Here is a 15,134-nt window from a genome sequence, read left to right as displayed (position 1 = left end):
AGATCAGCTCCCATCCGCCAGCCGCACACCTTCGGCCTCGATCTGATCATCACCGATCAGCAGCCCGGTGACGATGACCTGCTTTTCCACTTCATCAATCGGCGTGCGGAGCAATTCCAGGCGATAGCGCTGACCATCATCGGATTGCAGAACAAAGCCTGAGCCATCACGGACCAACAGCCCGGCATATTCGCTGTCTTTAGGAACGTCTTTCATCAGGCGTCTGCGAGTAATGCTTCGCTCAATTGCCACAACCGTTCGGCTGCATCATCGTCACAGGCATGCGGCGCAACACAGGCAAAGGGGGGCGAATTTTCGTCCATCAACTGGGCGACATCGCAATCCTCACAGTAAAGCCCGTGCTTGTCATTCAGCAGCGGTGATGTTGCGGCCCACAGGCTGGTGGTGCAGCCTTGTGCCGGTGTTTTGAAACCCGCCTTCGCCAGTTCCGATGGTTCGCCATCTTTATCCAGCCAACCCAATTCAATCTGCTCCTCCACCGGCAAATGGCGTTGCAGCGGTGTAAAAATGCCGCCCGGATGGACCGAAAAGGCTCTCCCGCCAAAACCTGCCATCCGCCGGCTGAGTGCATTAGCGAACAGGGCATTGGCGCTCTTGGACTGCGCATAAGATACCCATTTATTATATTCGCTATTTTCAAACTGGATATCGTCCCACAAAATGCCATTGCGTTTATGCGCGATGGACGACAACGCCACAACGCGCGGCGCATCGACTTTTTCTAGCAGGGGCATCAAGCCTTTGGTCAGCGCAAAATGGCCCATATGATTGACGCCAAACTGGCTTTCCCAACCCGGACCGACCCGTTCAAGCGGACAAGCCATGATGCCGGCATTGTTGATCAGCAGGTCCAGCTGGTTCAGGCTTCCACACATGGCATCGGCAAATTTCCGCACCGAAGCAATGTCCGACAGGTCCATGGTGGCAGAAGAAACATTACCTTCCACGCCCGACAGATTGTCCGCCGCCTTGGCTTCATCACGCACGGGTACAATCACTTTGGCACCCTTGGCGGCCAGCGCCCTTGTCGTTTCCAAACCAATGCCGGAATAGCCGCCGGTGACAATCGCGATCTTGCCGGTCAGGTCAATGTCAGCCAGCACCTTATGCGGTTCGCTCTTCGCCGGAAAGCCGGAACCGAGTGGTTTCTGATCTGCTGCTGCCATATGGAAATATCCTTCTATTCGGGTTTATGCCCCACTATCTCTGACACAGGCATATAATCATAGCCCAAATCTTCGGCCACGGCGCGATAGGTGACATGGCCGTTCCATACGTTCAACCCCTCGGCCAGATGGATATCATCGCGCAAGGCCGCTTCCCAGCCCTTGTTCGCAATGGCGAGGGCGTGGGGCAGGGTGACGTTGTTCAGCGCATAGGTAGATGTCCGCGATACCGCGCCCGGCATATTGGCCACACAATAATGCACGACATCATCGACCACATAGGTCGGGTCCTGATGGGTCGTCGCTTTGGACGTTTCAAAACAGCCGCCCTGATCAATCGCGACGTCCGCGAGTACCGAACCGGGCCGCATGGTCGATAGCATGTCGCGGGTCACCAGCTTCGGTGCCTCGGCTCCGGGGATCAGCACCGCGCCGATTACCAAATCCGCCTCGGCGACACATTCGGCCAGATTGGCTTTGTTGGAAAAGCGCGTTTTGGCACGCGCTTCAAAATAATTACCCAAAGTTTCCAGCACTTCGGGATTGCGGTCGAGGATCGTTACGTCCGCGCCCAGGCCAGCAGCCATCTGCGCCGCATTAAAGCCAACCACGCCGCCGCCAATGACGGTAACCTTGCCCGGCGAAACACCCGGCACGCCGCCGAGCAATATGCCGCGGCCGCCATGGGCTTTTTCCAAAGCCGTCGCGCCCGCCTGTATCGACATGCGCCCGGCGACCTGGCTCATTGGTTTGAGCAAGGGCAGACCGCCCGAACCGGTGACGGTTTCATAGGCGATGCATGTCGCCTTTGACTTAACAAGGTCGGCGGTTTGTTCCGGATCGGGAGCAAGGTGGAGATAGGTGAACAAAATCTGCCCCTCTCGCAGCATCGCCCGTTCAGCAGCCTGCGGTTCCTTAACCTTCACCACCATATCGCATTGCTCAAAAACATCGGATGCCTTGGCGGCGATTGTGGCGCCAGCAGCTTGATATTCGGCATCGTCGGCGCCAATGCCGAGACCGGCACCGGTCTCAACCAGCACATCATGACCATGGGCGGACAATTCCCGCACCGATTCCGGGGTCAGGCCGACCCGATATTCATGATTTTTGACTTCTTTGGGTGTTCCAACGCGCATGATCGAGTCTCCTAAATATGTTCAGCCGATAATAGCGCAAACCGGGTAAGAATAATTTCGAAATAGTTGTTTCAAAACCCAATATGATGAAATATATTTCCGGAAAATCACAAAACCATCGGAAAAAATTCAATGGATCGACTCGATATCGCATTGTTGGAACATATGCAGCAGGATAGTCAGGTTCCGCTGACCAGCCTGTCTGAAAAAGTCGGTCTGTCGCCATCTGCCTGTCATCGCCGGATCAAGGCGTTGGAAAAAGATGGAGCGATTAAACGCTATGTTGCGGAGTTGGATAACCGCAAAATCGGATTGCAACTGGATGTATTCATAGAGATTCGTCTGACGGCACAAACCGAAATATCTTTTTCGGCCTTTGAAACTGCGGTTCACCAGATTGACGAAATATTGGAATGCCATCTTATGTCTGGCGAAGCCGATTACCGTCTGCGGGTCGCGGCGCGGGACGTTGCCGACTATGATGATATTCATCGCAATTGTCTGGCGCGCTTGCCCGGCGTTGCTGCAATGCATAGTGCTTTTGCGATCCGTGCGATCAAGAAATGGTCGGGCTATCCGGTGGAGCGTTTACTGGGTTAAAGCGGCTTCATACGTCGAATTGGCACCGGAACTGTGCAAATATTGCCATAGCCGCCATGGGCTTCAATATATTGCAGCAGCGACGGGCTATAGCTGGCGAGATATTCATAGCGCGGCTGTTCGGACACCGGCAACTCGCTGGCCAGCTGAATTGATGTGATCTTTATATGCTCGGATTTGTCGGCATAGAACCCGCCCGCTGCGGTGCCGAGCGGCAGGTTGGTGACATGTTCCAGCCCGTCAATCACCCGCCCGACCATGCCAAAAGTCATGTCGAGACTGCGGGCCGCCTCACCAGTGACGATGGATATTTCTGCACCGGTCCCGGCATCCGGTGGATCATAGTGCGCGGGCGACAAGGCGCCGCGACAAGTTAGCGGAAAGGCTTTGCCATCCTTGGTACCAATCGGCCAGCCAGCACCAAAACCGACTTTGCTGCCATAGCTTTCATAGATCATTTTCATCAGCGGCCGGATCTCCGTGCCCTGATATTGGTTGCTATAGGTGACAGCAGCATCGAGCGCAGCCATATCGGTATCGCGCTTGGCCCCCAGCGCCGCGTTGAAATAGTCGCTCTCCGGCACGGTTTCCAGATTCTTGGGAACCTGTTTATTGTCAGGATTGCCGCCAAATTGGGTTACGAAATCCTTGGCGACGCGATAGATTTTCGTCCCGTCCCACCAGCGCTGGGCCGCGAATTTGCGAACATTGCGGACATGCGCGCCGGACATTTCGGCCGGAATCAGCTGGATGACGGTTTGCCGCTTATTGCCCTCGGCATCGTCGGGCAGGGTGAAGATTATCAGGTCACTGACCGGAATGGGCAGCCAGTGATCGGCGGGCGCGGCGTTGAGAATCTCTTCGGGCGTGGGCTCAGGCTGGGCCTCCTCTTCCTGCGCACGGGCAGGAGCGGCCATCAGCGCCGATCCAGTCATCAGGGCGGCGAGCAGGAGACATATGGATTTTGTGGAGCGAAAAGGCGGCATTTCAAGAGGTTCCTTTTTCAAAGTTCACACAATTCACAGGGTGGTTTTCTGGCCGAGATAGCAGATTGTCCCTTGGCATCGCGGATGCCGATGGCAGCCTGCGCACCAGCACGATCGGACCTGTCTGGCGGACCAAAGTTCACACAAATCACACCCCGATCATTATCTGCTGGTAGTAAGCAGCGCGAAGGGAGGGATGCAGAATTCAGCATAGCCGGAAATTACCGTTTTCGCGGAAAGTAGGAAAGGCAAAATTCACACGTCCTTGCTCGCGCGATTCACTCCGTCTTCATCCGCCGTACCGGCACCGGGATATTGCAGATATCCGCGCCTCCCGCCGGTTTGACAAAAAACGGATCGCGGCGATTGGCGCGGGCATCGGCATAGCGTGCAAAGGCTTCGCTTTCCGTGTCGAGATATTCGAACCGGGGCTGCTCAGCATCGGGAAGGGCGGTGCCGAGGCGGATCGACCGGATCGGCACGCGTTTCTTGGGATCGGCATAAAAGCCGAGCTGCCCCTTGCCACGCGGCAGGCTGGAGAAATGCTCAATGCCTTCGATAATCCGTCCGACCACCGCAATATTGCGATCGAGATGGCGCGGTGCGTGGCCGATCACGGTGTAAAGTTCTGCGCCTGTACCGGTGTCGGGGGAAAGGTTGCGGCCAACGCCGACGGCACCATAGCAGTGGATGGGCCACTGAGAATCAAATTCCTGAGCTATCGGCCAGCCTTGGTCGAAAAAAGCTATATCTGCATAGTCGTCGAACAGAAAATTCGGTTCAGGAGCGTCGCCTTGCGCAACAAAAACTGAGTTTGTTGCGGCCATCATTGCTTTGTTGATCGGGCCCTGCGAAGGGTCAGTTACCTGATACTCACTCTCAGGCACTTCAACCAAACCTTCCGGCAAAGCCTTCTGCTCTGTCTCGCCCGATTCCGGATTGTCGTACCCTGCATCCCCCCATTGCACGACATAATTGTCCTGCACCCGGTTGATGCTGGTGCCGTCCCAGAATTTGGCGGCGGCGAGCTTGCGGATATTGCCGATCCACCCTTGCGAGAAAGGTGGCGGCATCAGCTGGATGATCACGCGGCGCGGCTCGCCCTTGGCATCGGGGATCAGATCCATGACCAGTAAATCTCTGGCCGCCACGGTTTTCCAGTCGCTCGCTGGCGCTGCGTCCACTATCGCATTGGGGCTCGGAAATTGCTGCTTCGGTGGTTCCTGCGCATTGATCGCGGTTAGCGGGGACACGGCCAGAAGCGGAGCGAGCAGCGCGGCGAGCGGCGCAATCAGGATATTTTTCGTCATGCCCCGACCCTAACCGCAAGCAATGACTTGCGAAAGAGCGATTCGCACACTAGGGGAAGCGGCGCTGCCAGAATTTCGACCAAATATGATTCTGAATAGCATTGCGGAGCCGTGGCAGAGTGGTCGATCGCGCACGCTTGGAAAGCGTGTATAGGGCAACCTATCGAGGGTTCGAATCCCTCCGGCTCCGCCATTTTTTCCTAAGCCAAATATCCGGTATGGGGCACCCCCTTGGTCTGGCTTATTCCAGCACCGCATGATTGCGCTTGCCATCGGAGGTAATCGTAACCTTCTTGCCAATCAGATCCCTGTCTTCCGGCGGATTGTCCAGCAGGCCGATGCAGGGCACGCCATTCGCATCCTGCAACCACAAGGTCGCGGCTCCGGCGACACCTTTTGCATAGGGTAGCGCATAGCTTTTGATCACGCCATCACCTGACGCGAAATGATCGGGCTTTGTCCCTTCATCGGGTGGCAGGGCATTGGGCGTCGCGATCCGGTCGGGTGACCAGCCGCCTGCCAGTGGTTGTGCCGCGTAAATACCGACGGATTCCTTGTTGATCGCGCCGCCATTGGCGGAGATCATGCCGGGCTTGCTGCCATCCTGCCGCAGCGCCTGCACCAAAGCGACAATGGCATGGGTGCTGTAACTATTGCCGGGTCCGCCAAAGAAGCTCAGCCCGCCGGTCAGCGTGTAGCTCGCCAAAGGCCGATCAGGTTGGTTCAGCGCCTCCATCACCAGCGATACCGCGACCGGGAAACAGCTGTAAATATCAATCGGACCGATATCGCTCGCCTGCCGCTCGGCAAGGTCGAGCGCCTTACTCACCGCCCATTCGACGGCAGGAGATCGCGACAGGTCCATTTGCTGGCTGATGATCGGTACGCTCGCATCCGCGCCGCTGTGCAGGTAGATTATCTTGTCTTCGGATATGCCGAGATCTTCCGCATGACCCGCAGTCGTGACGATTACCGCTGCACCTAGAGCCACTGCATCCTGTGCCACCATCCAGCGGCGATAGGGATCATTGAGCTGATAGTTGCCGTCGCCATCCTGCAGCAATTTTTCTGCGCTCCAGTCCTTTGCAAATTGCGCATGTTCACGCGTGGATGCAACCGAGGAGAAGCCAGACCAAAGCTCGGCCATGTCTGCCGCATAGCTGGCCCGGTCCATATCGAGGCGGCTGCGGCGCGCGTTTTCGAGCAGGCCATAGGCTATCGGCATGGAGATAATCCCGTGGCGGAATTCATACATGGTGAGGACCGGAAATTCGGTGCGCTTGTCGATATAGTCGCGATCCGAAGGCTGGTTCCAATCCATTGCATGGCCAGCCTTCTTGGCGCGCTTCACCGTGCCAATGGATTCCGAACCGCATAGAATAGCTGCCTTGATTTTCCCTTCGTGTAGCTGGACCGCCAGCTCGTTCAAATGTTTTTGCGGACTTTGACCGCCGACATCGCCATAAATCAGCTGCGCCGGATTAAGACCAGCCGCCTGCGCAATCGCATCGGGGAAATTGTCCGGCGAGCCATAGTCATGCCCAACGCCGCTGTCATAGAACAGACGGGTGGCAAGCAGGCAATCAATTGACGCGCCAAGATTTTCCGCAGCGCCGCTATCGGCCAGCGCGGCTTTTGCCGCGGCCGAAGCCAGGTCAACCGGCGAGGGCCATTCCAGTCCCAATGCCTGCTTCAGGGATTGCCCGCTGGCTTCCCCCACACCAATAAGAACAGGTGCTTGGCGGTCCGAAATTGTCATGCGTGAAAGTCCCTCAAAATAAACAGTTCATCGATCGATTAAAACTGATAACAGACACGCATATTCATGCACCTAAATAATTTGAGGATAAGTTGATGAGCGGATGGCCGGAACTGCAATGGGATGTCGAACCAACCGGGCCGCTAAAGGGCCTGAAGATACTGGACATGTCCACTGTCGTTCTGGGGCCTTTTGCGACCCTGAATTTTGCCGACATGGGTGCGGAAGTCATCAAGGTGGAAAATGACAGCGGCAAGTTTCCGGGCGACATGATGCGCCATGCCGGTGACAGTCCAACCGGCGATCTCGGGCCGATTTTCACGTCGCTCAACCGCAACAAGAAATCGATCACGCTCAATGCCAAGGAAGAAGCCGACAAGGCGGTGATCGTAGAACTGCTCAAACATGCCGATGTGTTTTTCCATAATGTTCGGCTCGCCGGAATGGAGCGGCTGGGGCTGGATTATGAGTCGGTCAAGGCAATCAACCCGGGCATTGTTTATGTTCATTGCGCGGGCTTTGGCCAAGGCGGTGAATATTCCCACCGGCAGGCTTATGATGACTTGATCCAATGTTCCTCCGGCTTTGCGTCGCTGTTTGAAAAGCGCGGCGATAGCGGACGGCCGCTTTATATGCCGTCGCTAGTCGCAGACAAAACCATCGGGCTTTTCGCCGTCAACGCCACACTTGCCGCCATGTATCACAAGGAGAAAACCGGCGAGGGCCAGTTTGTTCAGGTACCGATGTTCGAAGCCTTTACCTGGTTCAATATGGTCGAGAATCTATGGGGTGAAACCTTCATTCCGGGCAATGGCCGCCTCGCCTACACGCGTTCGATTAATCCCAATCGCAAGCCTTATCCGACCAAGGACGGTTATATCGGCCTCGTTCCTTATAGCGACGGGCAATGGGAAACCTTTTTCGAGCTGGGCGGCAAGCCAGGAGTGTTTGAGGAACCGCGCTTTGCCACCTATTCCGAACGCACCAAGAATATCACCGCGCTCTATGCACTCATTGAAGAGATTGCCTCGACCAAGACAACGGACGAATGGCTGGAACTGCTCGACGAGCATAATATTCCCGCGATGCGCTATAACCAGATGGCCGATGTGCTTGAAGATCCGCATCTCCAGCAAGTCGGTTTCTGGACCGAGCGTGAAGGCGAAAAGATCGGCAAATATCGCTCGATCAAACATCCCGTCCACTATTCTGCCAGCCCCGCCAATATCTATGCCGATCCGCCGACACTGGGCGCGGACAATGACGAAATCCGCGACGCGGTCGGGCTACCCAAAACGGAGGATGCATCATGAGCGACGCAGCACCCGTTCACGTCATGGCCAATTTCACCGTCCATGATCCGGCCAAATATCGCGTCTATGAAAAAGGCTTTTTCCCGATTCTGAAAAAACATGGCGGGACGTTCATTACCTTTGATGACGACAGCACTACCTTTGAAGGCAGCGAACCGCCCGAGGGTCGCGTAGTCCTGTTCAAGTTTCCCAGCGCGGAGGCGGCGACGGCCTGGTATAATGATCCCGACTATCAGGCTTTGTCGGAGCATCGCCGGGCCGGGACAGAGCTTAAATTCCTGACGATGCTGCACCCTATTCCGGGGCGCTGAGTTCAATCAGCCAATGCCTTTTTGATCTGGCGAATATATTTCGCAGCGGACCGGTAATGGCTGGGTCCGGTTGACTCCGCCCAGCGGCCAAGCGGGTACTTGCCCTGCCAGTCATATTTGCGCGGGCCATATAGCTGTTTATCGTCACGCTCATCGATGAATTTGGCTAGCCGGGCATGCGCTTCGAACAGCTTGGCTTTGGCTTCGTCCCAGGATTGATCTGCGGTTTCCTCCCGGACTTTGGCGTTATATTCTTTGAGCTGGTTCCACTTGTATCCTTTGGTCGGGACATGAACCGGCCGGCCAGCCAGGCCATCTGCATACCAGCCAAAGAAAAGGTCATTCCAGTGAACCCGGTGTGCGATAGTGTCTTTGATTGTGATATCATCCTCTGGATGCGGGGTCAGGGCGAGCTTTTCGTCGATGTCCCCGATCAGCTTTTCCAGCTTGGCATATTCTTTCGTCATCACTGTGACGAGCTCCTCCTTGCTATGCGCAACCATCTTCATTCTCCTATCGCTTTCTGGCCGTAGGTTGACGATAGCTGGCCTGGACAAAGAATGATTTGACCCGTGTCAAACGCAGCAACAAAAAAGTCCGGAGCAATTGCTTGCTCCGGACTTTTTTAGTCCAATCTGATCGACAGGATCAGCTGGAATAGTACATGTCAAATTCGACAGGCGCTGGCGTGGTTTCCAGACGGCTGACTTCTTCCCATTTCAATTCGGCATAAGCGTCGATCTGATCCTTGGTGAAAACGTCGCCTTTGAGCAGGAATTCGTGATCCGCTTCCAATGCTTCCAGCGCTTCGCGTAGCGAGCCACAAACTGTTGGCACTTCAGCCAGTTCTGCTGGCGGCAGATCATAGAGGTTTTTGTCCATCGCGTCGCCAGGGTGGATTTTATTTTCGATACCATCGAGGCCAGCCATCAACAGAGCGGAAGCCGACAGATACGGGTTGGCCAGTGCATCCGGGAAACGGAATTCAACGCGTTTTGCCTTATCGCCTGCGCCATAAGGGATTCGGCAAGAGGCAGAACGGTTGCGGCTGGAATAAGCCAGCAGCACCGGTGCCTCAAAGCCTGGAACCAGACGCTTGTAGCTGTTGGTCGTGGCATTGGTGAAAGCGTTACATGCCTTGGCATGTTTGATCACGCCGCCAATATAGTGGAGGCAGGTTTCGGACAGGCCAGCATATTCATTGCCGGCGAAAAGCGGCTTGCCTTCTTTCCAGATCGACATGTGGGTATGCATGCCGGAACCGTTATCATCCTTGATCGGCTTGGGCATGAAGGTAGCGGTTTTGCCATAGGCGTGAGCAACCTGCTGCACGACATATTTATAGACTTGCGTCCGGTCAGCGGTTTCGACCAGTGTGCCAAAAGTAATACCCAGCTCATGCTGCGCAGCGGCCACTTCGTGGTGATGCTTGTCCATGGGCAGACCCATTTCCATCATTGTGGCAACCATCTCGCCGCGGATGTCCATGGCGCTGTCGACGGGAGCAACCGGGAAATAACCGCCCTTGGCACGCGGGCGATGACCCATATTGCCAATGTCATAGTCACGGCCAGTGTTGGTCGGCAGCTCGACATCGTCAATTTTATAGCCGCTGCGGTCATAGCCATCTTCAAATTTCACATCGTCGAACATGAAAAATTCTGGCTCTGGTCCGACATAGACGGTGTCACCGATGCCGGTGGACTTCAGATAGGCTTCGGCGCGCACTGCGGTGGAGCGTGGGTCGCGGCCATAAAGCGAACCATCACCGGGCTCGACAATATTACAGACCAATACCATCATTGGTGTGGCTGAAAACGGATCCATATATACTGCATCAAGATCAGGGCGCAGGATCATGTCGGACTCGTTAATCGCTTTCCAGCCTTCGATGGATGATCCATCAAACATGAAGCCTTCTTCCAGAACATCTTCGTCTACAACTTCGGCGCACATGGACAGATGTTGCCACTTGCCGCGTGGATCAGTGAAACGCACGTCGACCCACTCGATCTCATGCTCCTTGATCATTTTCATGATGTCTGCAGTAGTATTGCCCATTATTTCGTCCCTTGGTTTGTTTTGAATTTATTGAAAGTTAAATTGCGTCGCTTCGCTCTTTATCGCGCTGCCCTAAATTGCATCGCTGTCGCGTTCACCGGTGCGGATACGCAGCGCTGATTCGACTGGAATGACGAAGATTTTACCGTCGCCAATGCGGCCGGTTTGGGCGGCGGTGGAAATGGCTTCAACGACCCGTTCAGCGAGATTATCGTCAACGACGACCTCGAGCTTCACCTTGGGCAGGAAGTCCACGACATATTCCGCACCGCGATACAGCTCGGTATGGCCCTTCTGGCGGCCAAAACCTTTTGCTTCGGTGACAGTGATGCCGGATACCCCCACCTCATGAAGAGCCTCTTTGACTTCGTCGAGTTTGAAAGGCTTGATGATCGCTTCGATCTTTTTCATTTTATTCGTTCCTGTCCCGTTTACTCAAGTTCTGGCATGCTTATGCAGCACCAAAATCGGGCGCACTTGCCCGCTACAATTCAATTACCATGCCAGTTTGGAATCGTGAAAAGAATCGCCGGTAAACTGCTAAAGCTAAACCGTGGCAGTTTCAATGCCGCCCAAAAAACGGGCATTTTTGCGATGCTCTGCCTAAATATTAGGCAGGCCTGAGACGCATTATCTATCGGGCAATTGGCGCACTGACGTCGGCGACATTGGCCTTGGTCCAATTGGAGCGATCAATCACATAATGGCGCAGCGCCTCGACCTGATCAGGCTTTAACTGCGATGAGAAGCTGACCATGCCATGCTGCTTCAATGCGCCGCCAGCGATAATAGAAGCCCAGGCTTCCTCGCTGCCCAGAGTGCCCGAGATACGCAGATCAGGCGTAAAGCCATTGCCGACAGCGCTATCGCCATGACAGACTAGACAGAAGCGACCATAGAGTGCTTTGCCCTCGGCAACCTGTTTCGGTGTGCCAGTTGGCTCCGGTGGATCCCAAACGACTTCACCTTTTTCCGGCAATGCAGGCAGAGCGGTCTTACCGCCGAGTTTCATCACAACCAGCCGCGGGATATTTGGCACCATCCGCGATGCCCCGCCAGCCACGCCGGCAACCAATGGGAATGCGCCGCCCTTGCTGGTTAGGAACGCGACATATTGTTCGCCATCTATCATGTAGGTTGAAGGCGCAGCCACAATGCCGGACTGCATGTCCATGCTCAACAGTTCTTCACCGCTATCCGCCGCAAAGGCCTTGAACAGGCCAACACTAGTGCCTTGAAACACCAGATTGCCAGCGGTTGTCATGGTGCCGCCATTCCAGGCAGCGGGATAATCAACTGACCATGCGACCTCGCCCGCTTTAGGGTCAAAGGCGACGAGCTTGCCGGTTGTGGCAGCAATTGCGGCCCTGTAAACATCCTTGTCATCGGGCAGCTGGCCAATTGCCCAGCCGATACCAACATTAAAGCCAAGCCGCTCACGCTTTTTATCCAGATCAGAGGTTGGCACTTCATATCCCTGCGGGATCTGCTGGGCCGGAATATAGACCAGTCCGCTTTTCGGATTGTAGCTCATCGGGTGCCAATTATGCGCGCCGAGAGCGCCTGGGATAGAGACAAATGGCTTGCCCGTTTTATAGAAACGTGCCTCCGGATTTTCGATTGGCCGCCCGGTTTCGAGATCATAGCCTTCGGCCCAGTTGATATTGTCGACAAACGGTTCTGCGCTCATCAACCGGCCATTGGTCCGATCGATGACAAAGAAAAAGCCGTTTTTGGGGGCGTGGAACAGCACCTTGCGCTTTTCCGTCAAGGCCGTGGCTTCGCCATCTTCGGTTTCTTTGGGCCAGTCAATCTCGGCGATAATGATATGCTGCGTAGCGGTATAGTCCCAGGTCTCGGCGGGCGTTTCCTGATAATGCCAGAGATATTTGCCGGTATCGGGGTTTACCGCAACAATGGATGACAGGAACAGGTTATCACCCTCTCCTCCGGAACGCAGGCCATGATTCCACGGATTGCCATTGCCAACACCGAAATAAAGCTGGTCGAGTTCTTCATCATAGACGATGCTGTCCCAAACCGTTCCGCCGCCGCCGGATTCTTTCCATTCTCCATCACCCCAGGTCTTGTTGGCGGCTTTGGCGAAAATCTCGTCGCTCGCCGCCCCATCCGCTTCACCTTCAGGGTTGGGAACCGTGTAAAACCGCCACTTCTGGGAACCGTCCGATACATTATAAGCGGTCAGATAACCGCGCACGCCAAATTCGGCGCCGCCATTGCCGATGATCACCATATTTTTGACCACACGCGGCGCGCCGGTAATTGTGTAGGGTTTGCTATTGTCGGTGGTTTGCTTTTCCCACAACCTCGCGCCGGTATTGGCATCCAGCGCAATCAGGCGGCCATCAATCGTGCCGAAGAACAGTTTGCCGCGAGAAATGGCGACCCCGCGATTGACGACATCGCAGCAGGCATCCACGGCCTTTTCGCCAGGCACCTCGGGATCATAGGACCAGAGTTCCTCGCCGGTTTTTGCATCATAGGCAAAGACTTTGGACCAGGCTGTGGAGATATACATTTTGCCATCGACAACCACGGGGGTCGCTTCCTGACCGCGTGCGTCAGGTAAATCCTTGAACCAGGCAATGCCGAGTTCGCCGACATTGCTGTCATTAATCTGGTCAAGAGGACTGTGCCGCTGTTCTTTGGCGCTAAAGCCGATATTGCTCCATTCTGCGCCGTCAGCTGATACGCTAGCATCATCGCCCGTCTGGCTCTGGCAAGCGGCCAGCAAACAGGTTGCAAAAAAGAGTCCCAGACGGCGCATCATATTTCTCCCGAGCCGATTTTACCTTCATGGGTAAAACCTGATTTAACTGACTAGCTAAATTTCAGCGCTGCGGTCAAGGCTGATGCTTGTTTATGCGTAAGGCGGGCAATCCAGACCGGCAGGGCTTTTGGTGAAAATCTCGCAGCCGGTTTCGGTGATCCCGATGCTATGTTCAAACTGGGCCGACAAAGAGCGGTCCCGCGTGACGGCTGTCCAGCCGTCCTCCAGCATCTTCACGGCATATTTGCCGATATTGATCATCGGCTCGATGGTGAAGAACATGCCGGGACGCAGTTCCGGCCCCGTACCGGGCCGCCCGGCATGGACAACTTCCGGGGCATCATGGAACATTTGACCCAGACCATGGCCGCAAAAATCGCGCACTACACTATATCGATTACCTTCGGCATGGGTCTGGATTGCGTGCGCCACATCGCCCATGCGATTGCCCGGCTTGGCTTGTTCAATGCCCAGCATCAGACATTCATAGGTGGTCTGGACCAGTCTGGAAGCTTTCACAGGTGTCTTGCCAATCAGGAACATGCGGCTGGTGTCACCGTGCCAGCCATCGACGATAACGGTCACGTCAATATTGACGATATCGCCTTCCTTGAGTTTCTTGACGCCCGGAATCCCATGGCATACGACATGGTTGATCGAGGTGCAGCAGCTATGGGTAAAACCGCGATAGCCGAGGGTCGCAGGCACGACACCTTCGCGGAAAGCATGTTGACGGACCATGTCGTCAAGCGCGCCAGTGGTCACGCCCGGCACAACGTGCGGCACCAGCCCATCGAGAATTTCAGCGGCCAGCCGGCCGGCCTTGCGCATGCCCTCAAAGCCTTCCGGACCGTGCAGCTTAATTGCGCCGGTGCGGCTTTGCGGGGTGGTATCTTCTACAGTCAGATAGTCAGTCATAGGTCACATATATGGATAATTGGCAGGTTTGACCATGAGAATTTTGGCAGAAATTTGGGATGGGGATCAGCGATCATTCCGGTTTTGCGGAACGAAACTGCGTGGCAGGCTGTTACCCTGGTCATCGAAATCATTCCCGGCCTGGGCAGAATCACTCATATGCCGGTAGATATAATCGATCACGATTTCGATTTCATAGAGCGCACCCATCACCAGTAAGCCGCCGCGCGGTCCGTCTGGCGCTTTGACATACAGACCCGTTAAAGTGCGTTCAGCGCCCGGTGCGGTGTGATCCACATAACCGGTATCGAATCTTTCGGCCCGACGGTAATCAAAAACGCCTTTTTGGCGATAATTCCAGTCAGCATTTTTGCCAGCAACGATCCGACCATATTCTATCGTCTGCGTGTCGCTGTCCGCGATCACCCGCCTGATATTGTTTTTGCGGCTGAGCATCAGCCATAACAGACCGAGACCAACCAGTGCAAAAAGACCGGCAACAGGATAGCGCAGGGGCTCGCTCGCAGCATCTATGTCCCAAGTGACAACAAACAACCCGAAAGCGATGAACGCCAGTGCAAAAGCGAAGCCGGCCATGAGCGAGACCATGCCCGTTGGTGCGGCATTTTCGTCTATGATCAGGTGTGCGCCGTCCTGGGAAATGCAGAGGGTTGCGTCATCATCATGCAACGCCGCTTCAAAACCAAATTGTCCCAATTGAATGGTCATAATATTCTCCCGTTGGAGAGGATCTGATGC

At 55.1% G+C, this 15,134-nt stretch carries 15 protein-coding genes and 1 tRNA gene; 4 read left to right on the top strand and 12 right to left on the bottom strand.

Annotated elements, in window-relative coordinates; all coding sequences use genetic code 11:
- Positions 1-3: 3 nt before the first annotated feature.
- From AC6I9Z_RS02330 to ald, 3 genes are read right to left on the bottom strand one after another with little or no spacing between them, the layout of a single operon-like run.
- Positions 4-216 carry a DUF5818 domain-containing protein gene (locus tag AC6I9Z_RS02330; RefSeq protein WP_461457379.1) on the bottom strand — a complete coding sequence of 71 codons (213 nt, stop codon included), beginning with the start codon at positions 214-216 and terminating at the stop codon, positions 4-6.
- A complete protein-coding gene (locus AC6I9Z_RS02325; protein WP_461457381.1) occupies positions 216-1,187 on the bottom strand; it encodes an oxidoreductase in 972 nt (323 codons plus the stop codon). The genes AC6I9Z_RS02330 and AC6I9Z_RS02325 overlap by 1 nt, the downstream gene beginning before the upstream one ends.
- 14 nt (positions 1,188-1,201) lie before the next feature.
- Positions 1,202-2,326 carry an alanine dehydrogenase gene (gene ald, locus AC6I9Z_RS02320; protein ID WP_461457383.1) on the bottom strand — a complete coding sequence of 375 codons (1,125 nt, stop codon included), beginning with the start codon at positions 2,324-2,326 and terminating at the stop codon, positions 1,202-1,204.
- 132 nt (positions 2,327-2,458) lie between these two features.
- Between ald and AC6I9Z_RS02315 the strand changes: the two genes are divergently transcribed.
- Positions 2,459-2,926: an Lrp/AsnC family transcriptional regulator gene (locus AC6I9Z_RS02315; RefSeq protein WP_461457385.1), complete on the top strand. Its 468-nt coding sequence runs from the start codon at positions 2,459-2,461 to the stop codon at positions 2,924-2,926.
- Here AC6I9Z_RS02315 and AC6I9Z_RS02310 read toward each other — a convergent pair.
- The gene (locus AC6I9Z_RS02310) at positions 2,923-3,843 is read right to left on the bottom strand and encodes a peptidylprolyl isomerase (RefSeq protein WP_497811147.1); all 921 of its coding nucleotides are present in this window, start codon (positions 3,841-3,843) and stop codon (positions 2,923-2,925) included. The two genes, AC6I9Z_RS02315 and AC6I9Z_RS02310, sit on opposite strands and share 4 nt — an antisense overlap.
- 347 nt (positions 3,844-4,190) lie before the next feature.
- Complete coding sequence (locus tag AC6I9Z_RS02305; protein ID WP_461457389.1) at positions 4,191-5,222, bottom strand: peptidylprolyl isomerase; 1,032 nt, start codon at positions 5,220-5,222, stop codon at positions 4,191-4,193.
- 105 nt (positions 5,223-5,327) lie between these two features.
- Here AC6I9Z_RS02305 and AC6I9Z_RS02300 point away from each other — a divergent pair.
- Positions 5,328-5,415 (top strand) — tRNA-Ser (locus AC6I9Z_RS02300).
- Between the two features lie 48 nt (positions 5,416-5,463).
- Here the strand turns inward: AC6I9Z_RS02300 and AC6I9Z_RS02295 are convergent.
- Positions 5,464-6,981, bottom strand: coding sequence for a hypothetical protein (locus AC6I9Z_RS02295; protein ID WP_461457391.1), 1,518 nt, complete (start codon positions 6,979-6,981; stop codon positions 5,464-5,466).
- 95 nt (positions 6,982-7,076) lie between these two features.
- Here AC6I9Z_RS02295 and AC6I9Z_RS02290 point away from each other — a divergent pair, with 95 nt between their 5' ends.
- Both AC6I9Z_RS02290 and AC6I9Z_RS02285 read left to right on the top strand, forming a co-directional pair.
- On the top strand, positions 7,077-8,294 hold the full coding sequence (locus tag AC6I9Z_RS02290; RefSeq protein WP_461457393.1) for a CaiB/BaiF CoA transferase family protein: 1,218 nt from the start codon (positions 7,077-7,079) through the stop codon (positions 8,292-8,294).
- Positions 8,291-8,605, top strand: coding sequence for a DUF1330 domain-containing protein (locus AC6I9Z_RS02285; RefSeq protein ID WP_461457395.1), 315 nt, complete (start codon positions 8,291-8,293; stop codon positions 8,603-8,605). The genes AC6I9Z_RS02290 and AC6I9Z_RS02285 overlap by 4 nt, the downstream gene beginning before the upstream one ends.
- A gap of 2 nt (positions 8,606-8,607) precedes the next feature.
- On the opposite strand, the gene AC6I9Z_RS02280 is transcribed toward AC6I9Z_RS02285, so the two are convergent.
- The 6 genes from AC6I9Z_RS02280 to AC6I9Z_RS02255 all read right to left on the bottom strand — a co-directional run bounded on the left by AC6I9Z_RS02280 (position 8,608) and on the right by AC6I9Z_RS02255 (position 15,104).
- The gene (locus AC6I9Z_RS02280; protein ID WP_497811145.1) at positions 8,608-9,114 is read right to left on the bottom strand and encodes a ClbS/DfsB family four-helix bundle protein; all 507 of its coding nucleotides are present in this window, start codon (positions 9,112-9,114) and stop codon (positions 8,608-8,610) included.
- 139 nt (positions 9,115-9,253) lie between these two features.
- Positions 9,254-10,666 (bottom strand): type I glutamate--ammonia ligase, encoded by a 1,413-nt coding sequence (glnA, locus tag AC6I9Z_RS02275; RefSeq protein WP_461457399.1) that lies wholly within the window; start codon positions 10,664-10,666, stop codon positions 9,254-9,256.
- A gap of 72 nt (positions 10,667-10,738) precedes the next feature.
- On the bottom strand, positions 10,739-11,077 hold the full coding sequence (locus AC6I9Z_RS02270; protein ID WP_108811770.1) for a P-II family nitrogen regulator: 339 nt from the start codon (positions 11,075-11,077) through the stop codon (positions 10,739-10,741).
- 223 nt (positions 11,078-11,300) lie between these two features.
- Positions 11,301-13,457, bottom strand: coding sequence for a PQQ-dependent dehydrogenase, methanol/ethanol family (locus AC6I9Z_RS02265; RefSeq protein WP_461457401.1), 2,157 nt, complete (start codon positions 13,455-13,457; stop codon positions 11,301-11,303).
- A gap of 90 nt (positions 13,458-13,547) precedes the next feature.
- A complete protein-coding gene (gene map, locus AC6I9Z_RS02260) occupies positions 13,548-14,375 on the bottom strand; it encodes a type I methionyl aminopeptidase (protein ID WP_461457403.1) in 828 nt (275 codons plus the stop codon).
- A 66-nt stretch (positions 14,376-14,441) separates the two neighbouring features.
- Positions 14,442-15,104 (bottom strand): hypothetical protein, encoded by a 663-nt coding sequence (locus tag AC6I9Z_RS02255; RefSeq protein ID WP_461457405.1) that lies wholly within the window; start codon positions 15,102-15,104, stop codon positions 14,442-14,444.
- Between the last annotated feature and the right edge of the window lie 30 nt (positions 15,105-15,134).

The sequence above is a fragment of the Parasphingorhabdus sp. genome, assembly GCF_059726685.1.
This window is presented reverse-complemented; position numbering and strand designations above follow the sequence as displayed.